Source organism: Couchioplanes caeruleus (assembly GCF_023499255.1).
Classification (GTDB): Bacteria; Actinomycetota; Actinomycetes; order Mycobacteriales; family Micromonosporaceae; genus Actinoplanes; species Actinoplanes caeruleus_A.
Genome location: NZ_CP092183.1, coordinates 4,600,047 through 4,615,746, shown reverse-complemented (window position 1 = coordinate 4,615,746; position 15,700 = coordinate 4,600,047). Strand labels below are relative to the sequence as shown.

13 protein-coding genes are annotated in these 15,700 nt (G+C 74.3%); 9 read left to right on the top strand and 4 right to left on the bottom strand.

The features are described 5' to 3' along the window. The first annotated feature begins 8 nt into the window (after positions 1 to 8). From COUCH_RS21380 to COUCH_RS21370, 3 genes are all read left to right on the top strand, one after another. Complete coding sequence (locus tag COUCH_RS21380) at positions 9 to 1,604, top strand: PP2C family protein-serine/threonine phosphatase (protein WP_249606948.1); 1,596 nt, start codon at positions 9 to 11, stop codon at positions 1,602 to 1,604. Positions 1,605 to 1,615: 11 nt separating this feature from the next. Continuing rightward, positions 1,616 to 2,464: an EamA family transporter gene (locus COUCH_RS21375; RefSeq protein ID WP_249606947.1), complete on the top strand. Its 849-nt coding sequence runs from the start codon at positions 1,616 to 1,618 to the stop codon at positions 2,462 to 2,464. A gap of 230 nt (positions 2,465 to 2,694) precedes the next feature. Then, positions 2,695 to 3,309 carry a DUF3152 domain-containing protein gene (locus COUCH_RS21370; RefSeq protein WP_249606946.1) on the top strand — a complete coding sequence of 205 codons (615 nt, stop codon included), beginning with the start codon at positions 2,695 to 2,697 and terminating at the stop codon, positions 3,307 to 3,309. A 4-nt stretch (positions 3,310 to 3,313) separates the two neighbouring features. Here the strand turns inward: COUCH_RS21370 and COUCH_RS21365 are convergent, their stop codons facing one another. Both COUCH_RS21365 and COUCH_RS21360 read right to left on the bottom strand, forming a co-directional pair. Next, entirely contained in the window at positions 3,314 to 3,946 is a 633-nt protein-coding gene (locus tag COUCH_RS21365) for a response regulator (protein ID WP_249606945.1), read from the bottom strand. Further along, complete coding sequence (locus tag COUCH_RS21360) at positions 3,939 to 5,063, bottom strand: GAF domain-containing sensor histidine kinase (RefSeq protein ID WP_249606944.1); 1,125 nt, start codon at positions 5,061 to 5,063, stop codon at positions 3,939 to 3,941. The genes COUCH_RS21365 and COUCH_RS21360 overlap by 8 nt, the downstream gene beginning before the upstream one ends. Positions 5,064 to 5,203: 140 nt before the next feature. On the opposite strand from COUCH_RS21360, the gene COUCH_RS21355 reads away from it, so the two are divergent. Together COUCH_RS21355 and COUCH_RS21350 are read left to right on the top strand one after the other, a co-directional pair. Then, on the top strand, positions 5,204 to 5,911 hold the full coding sequence (locus tag COUCH_RS21355; RefSeq protein WP_249606943.1) for an SDR family NAD(P)-dependent oxidoreductase: 708 nt from the start codon (positions 5,204 to 5,206) through the stop codon (positions 5,909 to 5,911). Continuing rightward, positions 5,908 to 6,903, top strand: a complete 996-nt coding sequence (locus COUCH_RS21350; RefSeq protein WP_249606942.1) for an S-adenosylmethionine:tRNA ribosyltransferase-isomerase — start codon at positions 5,908 to 5,910, stop codon at positions 6,901 to 6,903. The genes COUCH_RS21355 and COUCH_RS21350 overlap by 4 nt, the downstream gene beginning before the upstream one ends. 22 nt (positions 6,904 to 6,925) lie before the next feature. Here the strand turns inward: COUCH_RS21350 and COUCH_RS21345 are convergent, their stop codons facing one another. After that, positions 6,926 to 7,675 carry a DUF3152 domain-containing protein gene (locus COUCH_RS21345; protein ID WP_249606941.1) on the bottom strand — a complete coding sequence of 250 codons (750 nt, stop codon included), beginning with the start codon at positions 7,673 to 7,675 and terminating at the stop codon, positions 6,926 to 6,928. Positions 7,676 to 7,715: 40 nt separating this feature from the next. After that, complete coding sequence (gene asnB / locus COUCH_RS21340; RefSeq protein WP_275979955.1) at positions 7,716 to 9,644, bottom strand: asparagine synthase (glutamine-hydrolyzing); 1,929 nt, start codon at positions 9,642 to 9,644, stop codon at positions 7,716 to 7,718. 164 nt (positions 9,645 to 9,808) lie between these two features. Here asnB and COUCH_RS21335 point away from each other — a divergent pair, with 164 nt between their 5' ends. The 4 genes from COUCH_RS21335 to COUCH_RS21320 all read left to right on the top strand — a co-directional run bounded on the left by COUCH_RS21335 (position 9,809) and on the right by COUCH_RS21320 (position 15,699). Next, entirely contained in the window at positions 9,809 to 10,501 is a 693-nt protein-coding gene (locus COUCH_RS21335; RefSeq protein ID WP_249613778.1) for a response regulator transcription factor, read from the top strand. Further along, positions 10,498 to 12,252, top strand: a complete 1,755-nt coding sequence (locus COUCH_RS21330; protein ID WP_249606939.1) for a sensor histidine kinase — start codon at positions 10,498 to 10,500, stop codon at positions 12,250 to 12,252. Before COUCH_RS21335 ends, COUCH_RS21330 begins: the two co-directional genes overlap by 4 nt. Positions 12,253 to 12,268: 16 nt before the next feature. Next, positions 12,269 to 12,913, top strand: coding sequence for a nucleotidyl transferase AbiEii/AbiGii toxin family protein (locus COUCH_RS21325; protein WP_249606938.1), 645 nt, complete (start codon positions 12,269 to 12,271; stop codon positions 12,911 to 12,913). Positions 12,914 to 13,212: 299 nt separating this feature from the next. After that, the gene (locus COUCH_RS21320; protein ID WP_249606937.1) at positions 13,213 to 15,699 is read left to right on the top strand and encodes a DEAD/DEAH box helicase; all 2,487 of its coding nucleotides are present in this window, start codon (positions 13,213 to 13,215) and stop codon (positions 15,697 to 15,699) included. The last annotated feature ends 1 nt before the right edge of the window (position 15,700 follow it).

Sequence of the window (15,700 nt, the reverse complement as noted above, 5' to 3'; positions counted from 1 at the left end):
TTCAGCAGGTGACCGATCTCTTCGACGCCGCCGGGACGCTGCGGGAGGCGTACGAGCGCGTCGACTGGGCCGCGACGTCGCTGGGACCGGTGGACGGCTGGAGCCCCGCGCTGCGCTCGACGCTCGACCTAGCGCTGCGCACCCGGGCGCCGGTGACCCTGCTGTGGGGGCCGGAGTTCGTGCTCGTCTACAACGAGGCGTACGTGGAGATGATCGGCGACAAGCACCCGGCCGCGCTGGGCGCCCGTACCGCCGACGTGTTCGCGGAGATCTGGGACGAGATCGGCCCGATGCTGCGGTCGGTGGCCGCCGGCCGGGGCGCCACCTGGGTCGAGGACATGCGGCTGCTGATGGGCCGCCGCGGCTTTCTGGAGGAGACCTACTTCACCTTCTCCTACTCGGCGGTGTACGGGCGGGACGGCGCGATCGAGGGCGTCATCGACATCGCCTCGGAGACCACCGCCTTCGTGCTCGGCAGCCGCCGCCTGGCGCTGCTGAGCCGGCTCAACGACCGGCTCGCCGACCTCGACGACGTGCCGGGCCTGCTCGCGCGGGCGCTGCCGCTGCTGCGGGAAGCGCCCCGCGACCTGGCCGGCGTGGACATCCTGCTGCCCGAGCGGGCGGGCGCCGCGCCGGCGATGCCCGACGGGGACGTCGTCGTGGAGGACCACCTCGGCGGGCGGCGGGCGTGGGTGCGCCTGGCCGGTGCGCCGCCGACGCGGGGCAACGCGGTGCTGGTCGCCGGGCTGAGCCCGCACCTGGCCGTGGACGAGGCGTACCTGGGGTTCATCCGGCTGATCGGCACCGCGCTGTCGCAGGGCCTGAACCGGATCCGGGCCCGGCAGGCGGAGCGGCACGCGGCGACGATCCAGCGGGAGATGGCCGAGGCGCTGCAGCGCAGCCTGCTGGTGCCGCCCGCGCAGCCCGACCACCTGCGGGTGGCGGTGCGCTACCAGCCGGCCGCGGAGGGCGCCCAGATCGGCGGCGACTGGTACGACTCGTTCGTGCTGCCGGACGGGCGGCTGACGATCGTGGTGGGCGACGTGACCGGGCACGACCGGTACGCGGCCGCCGCGATGAGCCAGGTGCGCAACCTGCTGCGGGGCATCGCGTACACCCTGGCGGGCGGTCCGGCCGGGCTGCTGACGGCGCTCGACGACGCCATGGCGGGCTTCGGCGTGGGCATGCTCGCCACCTGCGCGCTGGCCAACGTGGAACAGGACGCGGAGCAGGAGGCGGCCGGCGTACGGACGTTGCGCTGGTCGAATGCGGGTCATCCGCCGCCGGTCCTGCTGCTGCCGGACGGCTCCGTACGCCTGCTGGACACCCGCAGCGAGGCGTTGCTGGGCACCCGGTTCCGGCCCGGCCGCACCGAGCACACCGTCGAGCTGCCGCCCGGCGCGATGGTCGTCTTCTACACCGACGGCCTCATCGAGCGGCGCGGCACCGGCCTGGACGAGGGCATCGCCGAGCTGGTGGACGTGCTGCGGCAGCGGGCGCACCCCGGGCCGGAGGAGGTCTGCGACCATCTCCTCGAGCACTTCCTCGGCGCGACGGAGGACGACGTCGTGCTGACCGTCCTGCACGCCCGCCCGCAGCAGTGAGGACGCCGGCCGTGGGCACCGGAGCCCGTACCGGCGCGGCGATGGCCGTGGCGTCGATGCTGCTCGTCCAGCTCGGCCTGGCCGTCTCCGTCGGCTTCATCGACCGCCTCGGCGCGGAGGGCACCGCGTGGCTGCGGCTGGCCTGGGCCGGGCTGATCCTGGCCGTCCTGGTCCGGCCCCCGGTGTGGCGCTTCGAGCGGCGCGCGCTGCTGGCCTGCGTCGCGCTCGGCGTCGCCACCGGCGGCGTCACGCTGCTGTTCATGGCCGCGATCGCCCGGCTGCCGCTGGGTACGGCCAGCGCCCTGGAGTTCCTCGGCCCGCTGGGCGTGGCGGTGGTCCGGGGCCGGCGCGGCACCACGCTGTGGCCGGCGCTGGCCGCGGCCGGGGTCGTGCTGCTGACCCAGCCGTGGCACGGCGGGGCGGACCCGGTGGGCGTGCTGTTCGCGCTGGCGGCGGCGCTGTGCTGGGCGGCGTACATCGTCCTCACCCAGCGGGTGGGCGACGAGGTCACCGGGCTGCGCGGCCTCGGGGTGTCCATGCCGGTCGCCGCGCTGACCGCGACGCTGGTCGCGGGCCCGTCCGTGTTCCCGCGGCTGACGGGGGAACTGCTGCTCGCCGGGCTGGGGCTGGCGGTGATGCTGCCGGTGGTGCCGTTCGCGCTGGAGTTCCTCGCGCTGCGCCGGCTCACCACCGCCGCGTTCGGCACGCTGATGAGCCTGGAGCCGGCGTTCGCCCTGGTCATCGGGTTCCTGGTGCTGGGGCAGCGGCCGGGCTGGGTGCCGGTCGCGGGCATCGGCTTCGTGGTGGCGGCCGGCATCGGCGCGGAGCGCACCGGAGCGCGCCACCAGCTCACCACCTAGGACGGGCGGCCCCCGGGAAAGGTTGACGGCCGGCGTCGTCAACTTTCCGGGGCGCCCACGGGTCTCCTCCTTCGCACTGACCTTGATCGGCGAAGGAGAAAACCGTGCATGTCCGCCGCCTCGCGCCCCTGACGGTCGTCGCCGTTCTCGCCGGCTGTGCGCCGGCTCCCCACGCTCCGGCGTTCGTACCGGCAGAATCGGCACCGGTCCCGAGCCCGAAGGTGGCGTCCATGCCGATCACGTACCCGGAGGCCGGCAGCGGCGCGTTCACCGCCGCGCCGGCCGAGTCCCCGTTCCGGCCGCGCGGGCAGGTGCTGCGCTACCGGGTGCTGGTGGAGAGGGACATCGCCGGGATCAGCGCGAGCGGCTTCGCCCGGACCGTACGGGCCACGCTGGGCGACCCGCGCGGGTGGTCGGCGGGCGGGGAGCGCTCGTTCCGCCGGGTGGGCGCCCGGGAGCCGCGCGACTTCACGATCTACCTGGTCACCCCGCGTACCCGCGACGAGCTGTGCCAGGACGTCCCGGACGGGTACACGTCGTGCCGCAACGGCGACCGGGTCGTGCTGAACGTGGCGCGCTGGGTGAAGGGGGTTGCGGGGTACGGTGCTCCGCTGTCGGTGTACCGGCAGTACATGGTCAATCACGAGGTGGGGCACCGGCTCGGCCGGGGCCATGAGCGCTGTCCGGGCGAGGGTGAGCCGGCGCCGGTGATGCAGCAGCAGACGCTGGGCCTGCACGGCTGTACGCCGAACCCGTGGCCGTACCGCGACGGCGAGCGCTACGCGGGGGCCTCCGGCGTCTACGACGATCCGATGCCACCACGCGACCGCGGGAAGCGCCGCTGACCGGTCAGCCGTCCACCAGCCCCGCGCGCACCGCGTAGAGGGCGGCCTGCGTGCGGTCCTGCAGCCCCAGCTTGGTGAGGATCGCGCTGACGTGGGTCTTCACGGTCTTCTCCGCCAGCCCCAGCTGCCGGGCGATCTCCCGGTTGGCGCGGCCCCGCGCGATTGCCGCGAGGACCTCCCGCTCGCGGGGCGTCAGCTGCGGGTCGCCCGGCCCGGCCCGCCCCTCGGTGAGCAGCCGTGCCACGTCCGGGTGCAGCAGCACGTGACCGGCGTGCACCGAGCGGATCGCCGAGGCCAGCGCGGGCGGGTCGATGTCCTTGTAGACGTACCCGGCGGCGCCGGCGTGCACGGCCGGCAGCACGGCGGACGGCTCGGTGAAGCTCGTGACCACCAGCACCCGGGCGGCGCTGCCCGCCTCCCGCAGGCCGCGCAGCGCGGCGATGCCGTCGGCGCCGGGCATCCGCAGGTCCAGCAGCACCACGTCGGGGGACAGCTCGCCGGCCGCGGTCACTGCCCCGGCGCCGTCGGCGGCCTCGCCCACCACGGTCATGTCGTCCTGCAGATCCAGGAACGTGCGCAAGCCCTGCCGGACGACCGGGTGGTCGTCGACCACCAGCACGCGGATCGGCTCAGGCATCGGCGGGCACCTCCAGCCGTACGGTGGTGCCGGCGCCGGGCGCGGACCGTACCCGCAGCCGGCCGCCCGCCGCGCGGGCCCGCTCGCGCATCGACGCGAGGCCGTACTGGCGTGACGGCGTGCCCGGGTCGAACCCGCGCCCGTCGTCGGTCACCTCCAGCACCACCGACCGCTCGCCGGCGTGGACGGCGACCGTCACGACGCTCGCGTCGGCGTGGCGCAGCGCGTTGTGCAGCGCCTCCTGGCCGACGCGGTAGACCGCCTCCTCCCGCTCGGGCGTCAGCCGCGGCACCGGCCCGCCCGCGAAGCGCACCGCCGGCCGGTGCGCCCGGTCCAGCACCTCCACGTGTTTGCGCAGCGCGGCGCCCACCCCGTCACCGGCGAGGTCGGCCGGGCGCAGCCCCTCCACGATGGCGCGCAGCTCCTCGGCGGCCTCGGCGGCGAGCCGGCGTACGGTGTCCAGCTCCGCCCGCGCCCGTTCGGCGTCGCGGGTGACCAGCGCCGCGGCGGCGTCGGCGGTCAGCCGCAGGCTGAACAGCTTCTGCGCCACCGCGTCGTGCAGCTCCCGGGCGATCCGATGACGTTCGGCCACGACCGACAGCTCGCGGTTGCGCTCGTACAGCCGCGCGTTGGTCAGCGCGATCGCCGCGTGCCCGGCGAGCAGCCGCAGCAGCTCCTCGTCGGCGGCGGTGAACCCGCCCGGGACCTGCTTGTTGGCCAGGAACAGGGTCCCGAGGATCTCGCCGTCGTGCACGATCGGCATGCCGAGGAAGTCGGCGAGCACCGGGTGCGCCGCGGGCCACCAGCCGAACCGCGGGTGCGAGCGCACGTCGGCGAGGCGGACCGGCTCCGGGTCGAGCAGCATCGCGCCGAGCAGGCCGTGCCGGTGCGGCATCGGCCCGATCGCCTTCCACTGCTCGTCGCTGATGCCGTCGGTGAGGAACTCCGCGAACGTGTCCCCGGGGCCGGGCACGCCCAGCGCCGCGTACCGGGCGTCGAGCAGCCGGCGCGCCGCCGCGACGATCGTCTGCAGCACATCGCGCACCGACAGGCGGGCGGTGACGGCGAGCACCGCCTCGCTGACCTGACGCAGTTCCTCGCGGTCGCAGCCGGACACCCCTGCACCGTACCGGCGGGCGGCCACCGGCGGATCGGGCCCGCGACGTAGGTCCAAGGTCCGGTCCCGGCTGCGTCCGCGGCCCGATGGCGGGCCGCCGCGGCCGCCCTAGCGTCGGTGGCGTCGAAGGGAGATCCACGATGGTCGTCGCCATCATCACCGGCGCGTCCCGGGGACTCGGGTACGCGCTGTCCGCAGGCCTCGCCGCGGCGGGGTGGGACCTGGTCACCGATGCCCGCACCGCCGCCGAGCTCACCGCCGCCACGCACCGGCTGAGATCCGCCGGCGCGCGGGCCGTCGTCGCCGTGCCGGGGGACGTCACCGACCCTGTCCACCGCGGCGAGCTGGTCGCGGCGGCCGACCGGCTCGGCGGACCGGACCTGCTGGTCAACAACGCGGGCATCCTCGGGCCGAGCCCGCAGCCACCGCTCGCCGCCTACCCGCTGGAGGTGCTGCGCGAGGTGTACGAGGTGAACACGCTCGCCCCGCTCGCCCTGATCCAGCTGGCGTTGCCGGCCCTGCGCGAGCGCCGCGGGGCGATCGTCACGGTCACCTCCGACGCGGCCGTGGAGCCGTACCCGGGCTGGGGCGGGTACGGCTCCGCGAAGGCCGCCGCGGAGCAGGCGAGCCGCGTGCTGGCCGCGGAGGAGCCGGACGTACGGGTGTGGGCGGTGGACCCGGGCGACCTGCGGACCCGCATGCACCAGGAGGCGTTCCCCGGCGAGGACATCGGCGACCGGCCGCCGCCGGAGTCGGTGGTGCCGGCCTTCCTGCGGCTGCTCGCCGGCGCCCCGCCGTCGGGCCGCGTCCGCCTGGCCGACCTGGCCGCCACCGGAGCCGCCCGATGACGGCCACGCTGCCGGCCTTCGAGCTGCCCGCCCGGCTGGAGGCGGACCGGCCGCCCGAGCCCCGCGACGGCGTGCGGATGCTCACCGCGCGGCGCGGCACCGGCGCGATCGGCCACCACCGGTTCACCGATCTGCCCGGGGTGCTGCGCGCCGGCGACGTGCTGGTGGTCAACACCTCCGGGACGCTGCCGGCCGCCGTACCGGTCGCCGGGAGCCCGCTGAGCGTGCACTTCTCCACGGCCACCGCGGACGGCGCCTGGCTGATCGAACTGCGCGGCCCGGCGGGCCCGTACGCCGGCGCGGCCCCCGGCGAGCGGTACGCGCTGGCCGGGGGCGGGGCCGTCACGTTGCGGGAGGCGTACTCGAGGGGCCGGCTGTGGGTCGCCGACGTCGACACCGGTGCGGCCGCCACGGTCACCGATTACCTGTACGCCCACGGCGCGCCGATCCGCTACTCGTACGTGCCCCGGCCGTGGCCGCTGAGCGCGTACCAGACGGTGTTCGGGGTGCACCCGGGCAGCGCCGAGATGCCCAGCGCCGGGCGGCCGTTCACCCACGAGCTGGTGACCCGGCTGGTGACCGCGGGCGTGCTGCTCGCACCCGTGCTCCTGCACACCGGGGTGGCGTCGCCGGAGGCGCACGAACGCCCGTACCCGGAGCGTTTCGCCGTGCCGGCGACCACCCTGCGCACGGTCGCCGACGCCAAGGCCGACGGCGGCCGCGTCATCGCAGTGGGCACCACCGCGGTCCGCGCCCTCGAGACCGCGTGGGACGGCCCGGCGAGCGGCTGGACCGACCTGGTGGTCACGCCGGAGCGAGGGGTACGGGTGGTGGACGGGCTGCTCACGGGGTTCCACGAGCCGCGCGCCTCCCACCTGGACATGCTCGCCGCGATCGCCGGGACGCCGCTCCTCCGGCGCTGCTACGAGGCGGCGCTGGAGGGCGGCTACCGCTGGCACGAGTTCGGCGACGTCAACCTGCTCCTGCCATGAGGCCGTCGGGGCGCACCCGGTATCAGCCGGCGCGGCCGCGGTCGGGGGCGGGGACCGGATCGTCGTACGCGCCCACGCGGCCGCCGTAGCGCCTGCCGGCCCGGTACGGCCACGGGTTGGGCGTACAGCCGTGCAGGCCCAGCGTCTGCTGCTGCATCACCGGCGCCGGCCGGCCCGCGCCGGGGCAGCGTTCGTGGCCGTGGCCGAGCCGGTGCCCGACCTCGTGGTTGACCATGTACTGCCGGTACACCGACAGCGGAGCACCGTACCCGGGCACGCCCTTGACCCAGCGCGCCACGTTCAGCACGACCCAGTCGCCGTTGCGGCACGACGTGTACTCGTCCACCGCGCTGCGGCACAGCCGGTCGCGGGTACGCGGCGTCGCCAGGTACACCGTGAAGTCGTACGCCTGCCCCGGTCCCACCCGCCGCAGCCGCAGCGTGCCGCCGGCGGTCCACCCGCGCGGGTCGGCCAGCGTGGCGGCGACCGCGTCGGCGAACGAGGCGGGCGCGAGGCCCGTGATGTCACGTTCGACCAGCACCCGGTAGCGCAGCAGCGACCCGCTCCGGCCCGCCGTGCGTGCGGTGCCGGGGGCGGTGCGCCAGTGTCCGTGCCCGCGTGCCGGGTAGGCGATCACGGGGGCCGGCTTCGCGCGGACGGGAGCCGCCACCGGGCGCCGCTCGGCCGGGGTCCCGGCCGGCCGGGGAGGATCGCCGCACGCGGTGACGCCGGCCAGCGTCAGCGCGGCCACGGCGATCCGGATCAGCCTCACCCCTGACCCTTCGGCCGGGCGGTGCGGGCGCTGAGGGCGATCATCCGGCGCTGACGACCGGGTACGCCACCCGCGCGGGCGCCGGGTCGATCGCCTTCTCCACGGTGATCGCGTGCCACAGGCAGAACATCGCCACCGTCCAGACCTTGCGGGAATTGTCGGCCACCCCCGCGCGGTGCTCGGCCAGCAGGCGCTGGGCGTACCCGAGGTCCACCAGGTGCCCGGCCTGCGAGGCGGTGAGCAGCGCGCTGACCCAGTCGCCGATCGCGCCCTTGAGCCACAGCCGGGTGGGGGTGGGGAAGCCCAGCTTGCGGCGCTCCCGGACGGACTCGGGGACGATGCCGCGCATGGCCTCGCGCAGGGCGTGCTTGGTGGTGCGGGAGCCGTGCGGCAGCTTCAGCTCGGTCGGCAGGCCGGCGGCGGCCGCGTACACGGCCTGGTCGAGGAAGGGCACGCGCAGCTCCAGCGAGTGCGCCATGGACATCCGGTCGGCCTTGGTGAGGATGTCGCCGGGCAGCCAGGTGTGCAGGTCGACGTACTGCATGGAGGCCACGTCGTCGACGTCGGCGGTCTCCGCGTACAGGTGGGAGGTGATCGCCGTGTGCGGTTCGGCGGTGAACCGCAGCAGCTCGGCCTTCTCGGCGGGGGAGAAGATCCGCGCGTTGCCGTAGTAGCGCTCCTCGATCGGCGTGGTGCCGCGCTCGAGGAAGCTGCGCCCGCGCATGCCCTCGGGAATGACCTGGGACAGCCCGCGCAGGCCGCGCCTCATCCCGGCGGGCAGCCGCCCGATGCCGGCCAGCGACATCGGCTCCCGGTAGATCGTGTACCCGCCGAACAGCTCGTCGGAGCCCTCGCCGGACAGCACCACGGTCACGTACCGCGAGGCGGTCCGCGCCAGGAAGTACAGCGGGATCAGCGAGGGGTCGGCGACCGGGTCGTCGAGCAGCTGGACGATGCGCGGCAGCTCCCGGATCACGTCGTCCTCGGTGACCACGGTCGGGGTGAGCCGGACGCCGAGCTGCGCGGCCGTGTCCTGGGCGACCTCGATCTCGGAGTATCCCTCGTGCGCGAAGCCGGCCGTGAACGCGTGCAGGTCCGGCCGCTGCTCGCGGGCCAGCGCCACGATCGCCGACGAGTCGACGCCGCTGGACAGGAACGCGCCGACCGGGACCTCGGCGTGCAGGTGCCGGCGGACGCTGTCGCGCAGCGCGTCGCGGATGGCGTGGTACGCCGCCTCGGGCTGCACGTGCAGCGGCCGCAGCGACGGCCGGAAGTAGCGTTCCCGGCGCAGCCCGCCGCCGGGCGTCCAGGTCAGCCGGTGCCCGGGCGGCAGGCGCCGGACGTGCCGGTGCAGGGTGAGCGGGTCGGGCACGTACTGCAGGGTCATGTAGTGCGCGAGCGCGTCGGTGTCCAGCGCCGCCCCGGAGTCACCGCTGAACGGCAGCAGCGCCTTGCGCTCACTCGCCAGGAACACCCCGTCGGCGGTCTCCAGCACGTACAGCGGCTTGATGCCGAACGGGTCGCGGGCGGCGTGCAGCGTGCCGGTCCAGTGGTCGTACGCCGCGAACGCGAACATCCCGCGCAGCCGGGGCAGGGCGGCGGCGCCCCAGTGGTGGAACGCGGCGGCCAGCACCTCGGTGTCGCCGTGGGTGGCGAACGTGGCACCGTGCTCGCGGACCAGGTCGGCGCGCAGTTCGCGGTAGTTGTAGATCTCGCCGTTGAAGACCACCGTCCAGCGCCCGGCCTGCGGCCCGTCGACGGGGTAGTGGGCCGGCTGGGCGCTCTCGGCCCGGTCGATGATCGCGAGGCGCTTGAAGCCGAACGCCAGCCCGTCGCCGAACTCGACGCGGGTGTCGTCCGGGCCGCGGTGATGCATCGTCTCCAGCGCGTCGGCGAACGCGGCGGCCGACTCGGGGTCGGGCACGCCGGCGTTCGGACGGCTGCTCACGAAGACGCTGAGACCACACATCGGGGCGCTCCTGTCGTTGACGGCGGTTCGCGTGCCGAACCGTAGGAGCGCTCCTGTGCAGAACTTGTGAGGATCCTTCGCGGATCCGTACGGCCACCGGAACCGGTGGCGGATCTTCACAGGAACCGCACATTCCTTGGCCGCGTTTGCCCTGCTGGGCCAGAATCCGACGGGTGACCGCACGGATCCTGGTGGCCGACGACGACCCGAAGCACGCCCAGCTCATCCGCCTGTACCTCGAGCGCGAGGGCCATCAGGTGCTCACCGTGGGTGACGGCCGGGCGGCGCTGGAGATGGCCCGGTCGCGCCGGCCCGACCTGGTCGTGCTGGACGTGATGATGCCGCTGGTGGACGGCCTCGACGTGTGCCGGATCCTGCGTGCCGAGTCCAGCATCGCGATCCTGCTGGTCACCGCGCGGTCCTCGGAGAACGACATGCTGCTGGGGCTGGACATCGGCGCGGACGACTACCTCGCCAAGCCGGTGAGCCCGCGGGAGCTGACCGCCCGGGTGCGCGCGCTGCTGCGGCGTACGGGCGCCGCCGACGGCCCGGCGTCGGTCCTGCGTGTCGGCGACCTGGAGGTCGATCCCGGCCGCTTCGAGGTGCGCGTCGCCGGCACGCCGGTGAACCTCACCGCCAAGGAGTTCGGCATCGTCGAGCTGCTCGCCCGCGAGCCGGGCCGGGTCTTCACCCGCGGGCAGATCATCGACAAGACGTTCGGCTTCGAGCACGACGTGTCCGAGCGTACGGTCGACGCCCACGTGGTGAACCTGCGCCGCAAGATCGAGGCGAACCCGGCCGAGCCGCGGTACGTGCAGACGGTCTACGGCCGCGGCTACCGGATGGCCGAGCGGTGAGTTTCCGCAGCTTCCGGCTGCGCGTGTTCCTGCTCGTCATGATCGTGGCGGTGACGGCGATCGGCGCCACCGCCTGGCTGACGCTGAGCCTCACCTCGCGTGAGGTACGGCTGTCGCAGCGCGCCGCGGTGGAGCACCAGACGGCGATCGTGGAGGCCGTGCAGCGCTTCGGCCTGCTGCGCGGGCGCTGGCCCGGCCTGGACCGGCTCGTCGCCCAGCTGTCCCGCGACACCGGCCTGCACATCCAGCTGCGGACCCAGGACGGCGTGGTGCTCGTCGACTCCGACAACCTCGACGGGCGCACGTCCGGGCCGGTGCAGGGCACCGCGCTGGGCATCGACCCGCGCCCGGCGCTGTCCCCGGCGATCACCCGTACCTTCGACGCTCCCGCCGGTGCCGCCCCGCCCGCGGCAGCCCCCGGGGCAGTGGCCGCCGGGGTGAAGTACCTCCTGACGCTCGGGCTGCCGGAGGATTTGTTCGGCCCGGAACCCGTCGACCGGGCCTACGGCTCGCCGCCGATGCTGATGCTGCGGCAGGCGGCCCAGTACCGGGCGGCGCTCATCGCGATCCGCTGCATCGAGGGCGACGGGGCCGCGCTGAGCACGGACCGGGTGCCGTACCTGACCGCGGTGCAGGTGTCCGGGAACCGGGAGTGCGTGCAGCGCGCCAGTACCAAGGTCGTGGCGGACACGGCCTGGCTGGGTGAGATCGGGAACGTGTACATCCGCTGCACCCAGAAGTCCGAGGACAGCCCGGACTGTGTCCGCGCGGCCTTCACCACCGGCGTCAGCGCCCCCGCGGCCGTACCGCTGCAGCTGTACCTCGGCGCGCGTCCCGACACCGGCTTCGGCGAGCTGCGGCAGCCGGCCCTGCTCGGCACCGCCGGGCTGGTGCTGGTCGCGCTGGCCGGCACGGCGCTGATCGCGCGCCGGGTCAGCCTGCCGGTGCGCCGGCTCACCGAGGCGTCCCGGCTGCTCGCCGACGGCCGGCTCGACGTGCGCGTCCCGGCGACCGGCAGCAGCGAGCTGGCCCGGCTGTCCGAGTCGTTCAACGCGATGGCCGAGGCCGTGCAGCGCAGCGAGGAGCGCCAGCGCCGGCTCATCGCCGACGTCGCCCACGAGATGCGTACGCCGCTGTCGAACCTGCGCGGCTACCTGGAGGGCCTGTCCGACGGGGTGGTCGAGCCGAGCCGGGAGCTGTTCGCGTCGCTGCACGAGGAGACCCTGCTGCAGCGCCGCATCCTCGACGACCTGCAGGTCCTCGCCCTGGCCGAGGCGGGGGACCTGGGCTACACGTTCGCGCCGCTCGACCTCGCGGACGTGGTCTCGGGCGGCGCGACGGCGCACCGGGCGGTGGCCGCCGAGGCCGGGGTGGCGATGACCGTCGACGCCCCCGCCCCGGTGTGGATCGAGGGCGACCCGGACCGGCTGCGCCAGGTGCTGGGCAACCTGCTCACCAACGCGATCCGCTACACCGACGCGGGCGGGCACGTGCTGCTGCGGGTGCGCGAGGAGGCGGGCGAGGCCGTGCTGACCGTGCAGGACACCGGTGTCGGCATCGCGCCCGGCGACCTGCAACGCGTCTTCGACCGGTTCTGGCGCGCCGACCCGGCCCGCCAGCGCGCCACCGGCGGCACCGGGCTGGGCCTGACCATCGCGCACCGCATCGTCACCGACCACGGCGGCCGCATCGAGGTGACCAGCAGCCCGGGCGTGGGTACCACGTTCAAGGTGATTTTCTGTCGGAGGTGACCGGTACGGTCTGCCGGTGACTGCGCACATCGACGACTTCTACCGCGACGTCGCCACGATCGCCCTGAAGGTGGGGGAGCGGCACGGGTTCGTGCTGGGCGGCGGCGTGGCCTGGCTGGTCAACGGGCTGGTGCGCCGGCCCACCGAAGACATCGACCTGTTCACCGACACCGCCGGCGCGGTGGAGGCGGCCGCCGCCGACGTCACCGGGGCGCTGACCGGGGCCGGCTACCAGGTGTTCCGGGAGGTGGGCGACGAGATGTTCGCGGGCATGGACGAGGACCTGCGCGAGTACCACGTCGCCGACGGCCACCGGGCGCTGCGGCTGACGCTGACCCGCCTCGACCGGCGGCGCGCGCCCGTGGTCATGGACGTCGGCCCGGTCATGCACCTGGACGACCTGGTCGCCTCGAAGGTGGCGGCGCTGGTGAACCGGCGCGAGGTGCGCGACTACATCGACGTGGCCGCGGCGCTGGAGCGCTACCCCCTCGAACGGGTGCTGGAGCTGGCGCACGCGCTCGACGAGAGCCTCGACGACGAGGAGGTGGCCGACGCGGGCCGCTATCTGGACCGCCTCGACGACGCCCGCTTCGCCTGGTACGGCCTCAGCGCCGAGGACGTGGCCCGGCTGCGCGAGCGGCTGGCCGGGTGGCCGCGCTGAGGCAACCGTTTCGCAACCAGGGTGGTCCCGCCGCGCAACCGGCGGAGCCGAATCTTGGATCCAGCGAGGCCAGTTCAGCACCGGAAGGCTCCCGAGATGCGCCTGAGAATCGGTTCCACCATCGCCGTCGTCGCGGCCGTCATCGGCCTCGCGGGCAGCGTCGCCGGCCCGATCTACGCGGCGTTCGGCGCGTAGGTCACCCGCACAACTCCACAGCAAGGTCCCTTCCGTGGCCGGGCGCGCGCAGCGCCCGGCCACGGTGCTGTGCGCCGGGGCAGGGCCCATAGACTGGACGAATCATGAATCTGACCGATCGCCTGCCCGGCACCGCCGAACCCGACGCCGTCTTCGAGGCCTTCCAGTCCTGGGTCGCCGAGCAGGGCCTGACGCTCTACCCGCACCAGGAGGAGGCGCTCATCGAGATCGCCACCGGGGCGAACGTCATCCTCAACACCCCGACCGGCTCCGGCAAGAGCCTGGTGGCGACCGGCGCGCACTTCGCCGCCCTGGCCGACAAGCGCACCACCTTCTACACCGCGCCGATCAAGGCGCTGGTCTCGGAGAAGTTCTTCGCCCTCTGCGCGGTCTTCGGCGCCCACAACGTCGGCATGCTCACCGGCGACGCCAGCGTCAACGCGGACGCGCCGATCATCTGCTGCACCGCGGAGATCCTCGCCAACCTGGCGCTGCGCGAGGGCGCCGACGCCGACGTCGGCCAGGTCGTCATGGACGAGTTCCACTTCTACGCCGAGCCGGACCGCGGCTGGGCCTGGCAGGTGCCGCTGATCGAGCTGCCGCAGGCCCAGTTCCTGCTGATGTCCGCCACGCTCGGCGACACCTCGCGCTTCGTCGACGACCTGGCCCGGCGCACCGGCCGGTCCACCGCCGTGGTCGCCAGCGCCGAACGGCCGGTCCCGCTGATGTTCTCGTACGCGATGACGCCGCTGCACGAGACCATCGAGGAGCTGCTGAGCACCCGCCAGGCGCCGGTGTACATCGTGCACTTCACCCAGGCGGCCGCCCTCGAGCGCGCCCAGTCGCTGATGAGCATCAACATGTGCACCCGCGCCGAGAAGGACGCGATCGCCGCGGCGCTGGGAAACTTCCGATTCACCGCGGGCTTCGGGCGCACGCTGTCGCGGCTGGTCCGGCACGGGATCGGCGTGCACCACGCCGGCATGCTGCCCAAGTACCGCCGGCTCGTCGAGACCCTCGCCCAGGCCGGCCTGCTCAAGGTCATCTGCGGCACGGACACCCTCGGCGTCGGCATCAACGTGCCGATCCGCACGGTGCTGTTCACCGGCCTGAGCAAGTACGACGGTGTGAAGACCCGGCTGCTCAAGGCCCGCGAGTTCCACCAGATCGCCGGTCGCGCCGGCCGCGCCGGGTACGACACCCTCGGCACGGTCATCGTGCAGGCTCCCGAGCACGTCATCGACAACGAGCGCGCACTCGCCAAGGCGGGCGACGACCCGAAGAAGCGCCGCAAGGTCGTGCGCAAGAAGCCGCCGGAGGGCACGATCGGCTGGGGCCAGCCCACGTTCGAGCGGCTCGTCGCGGCCGATCCCGAGCCGCTGACCTCGTCGTTCCAGGTGTCGCACGCGATGCTGCTCAACGTGATCGCCCGCGGCGGCGACCCGTTCGCGGCCATGCGGCACCTGCTCACCGACAACCACGAGGAGCCCGCCGCGCAGCGCCGGCACATCCGCCGGGCCATCGCCATCGCGCGGGCCCTGCTCGCCGGCGGGGTCATCGAGAAGGTCGACGGCGCGTACCGGCTCGTCGACGACCTGCAGCTCGACTTCGCGCTCAACCAGGCGCTGTCGCCGTTCGCGCTGGCCTGCCTGGAGCTGCTCGACCGGGAGTCGCCGGACTACCCGCTCGACGTCGTGTCGGTCATCGAGGCGACGCTGGAGGACCCGCGGCAGGTGCTGTCGGCGCAGCAGTTCAAGGCCAAGGGCGAGGCGGTCAACGCCATGAAGGCCGAGGGCATCGAGTACGACCAGCGCATGGAGCTGCTGGAGGAGGTCACGTACCCGAAGCCGCTCGCGGAGCTGCTCGACGCGGCGTACGAGACGTACCGGCGCGGGCACCCGTGGGTGGCCGACTACGAGCTCAAGCCCAAGGCCGTCGTCCGCGACATGTACGAGCGCGCGATGACGTTCACCGAGTACGTGTCCTTCTACGGCCTGTCCCGCTCCGAGGGGCTGGTGCTGCGCTACCTGGCGGACGCGTACCGGGCGCTGCGGCAGACCGTGCCGGAGGACGCGCGTACCGAAGAGCTGACCGACCTGATCGAATGGCTGGGCGAGCTCGTCCGCCAGGTCGACTCCAGCCTGCTCGACGAGTGGGAGCGGCTGCGCAACCCGGGCGCGGAGGTCGCCGAGGTGTCGCCGCTGGACGACAAGCCGCCGGCGGTCACCCGCAACCTGCGCGCGTTCCGGGTGCTGGTGCGCAACGCCCTGTTCCGGCGTGTCGAGCTGTTCGCCCTGCGCCGCGCCGACGAGCTGGGCGAGCTCGACGCCGAGAGCGGCTGGACGACCGAGCGCTGGATGGAGGCCCTCGAGGACTACTACGAGGAGTACCCGACGGTCGGCACCGGACCGTCCGCGCGCGGCCCGGCGTTCCTGCACATCGAGCAGGGCCCGGCGGTGTGGAAGGTGCGCCAGGTCTTCGAGGACCCCGAGGGCGACCACGACTGGGGCATCGAGGCGGAGGTCGACCTGGCGGCCAGCGACGAGGCCGGCGCGGCGGCGGTCCGCATCGTCGCCGTCGGCCCGCATTGAT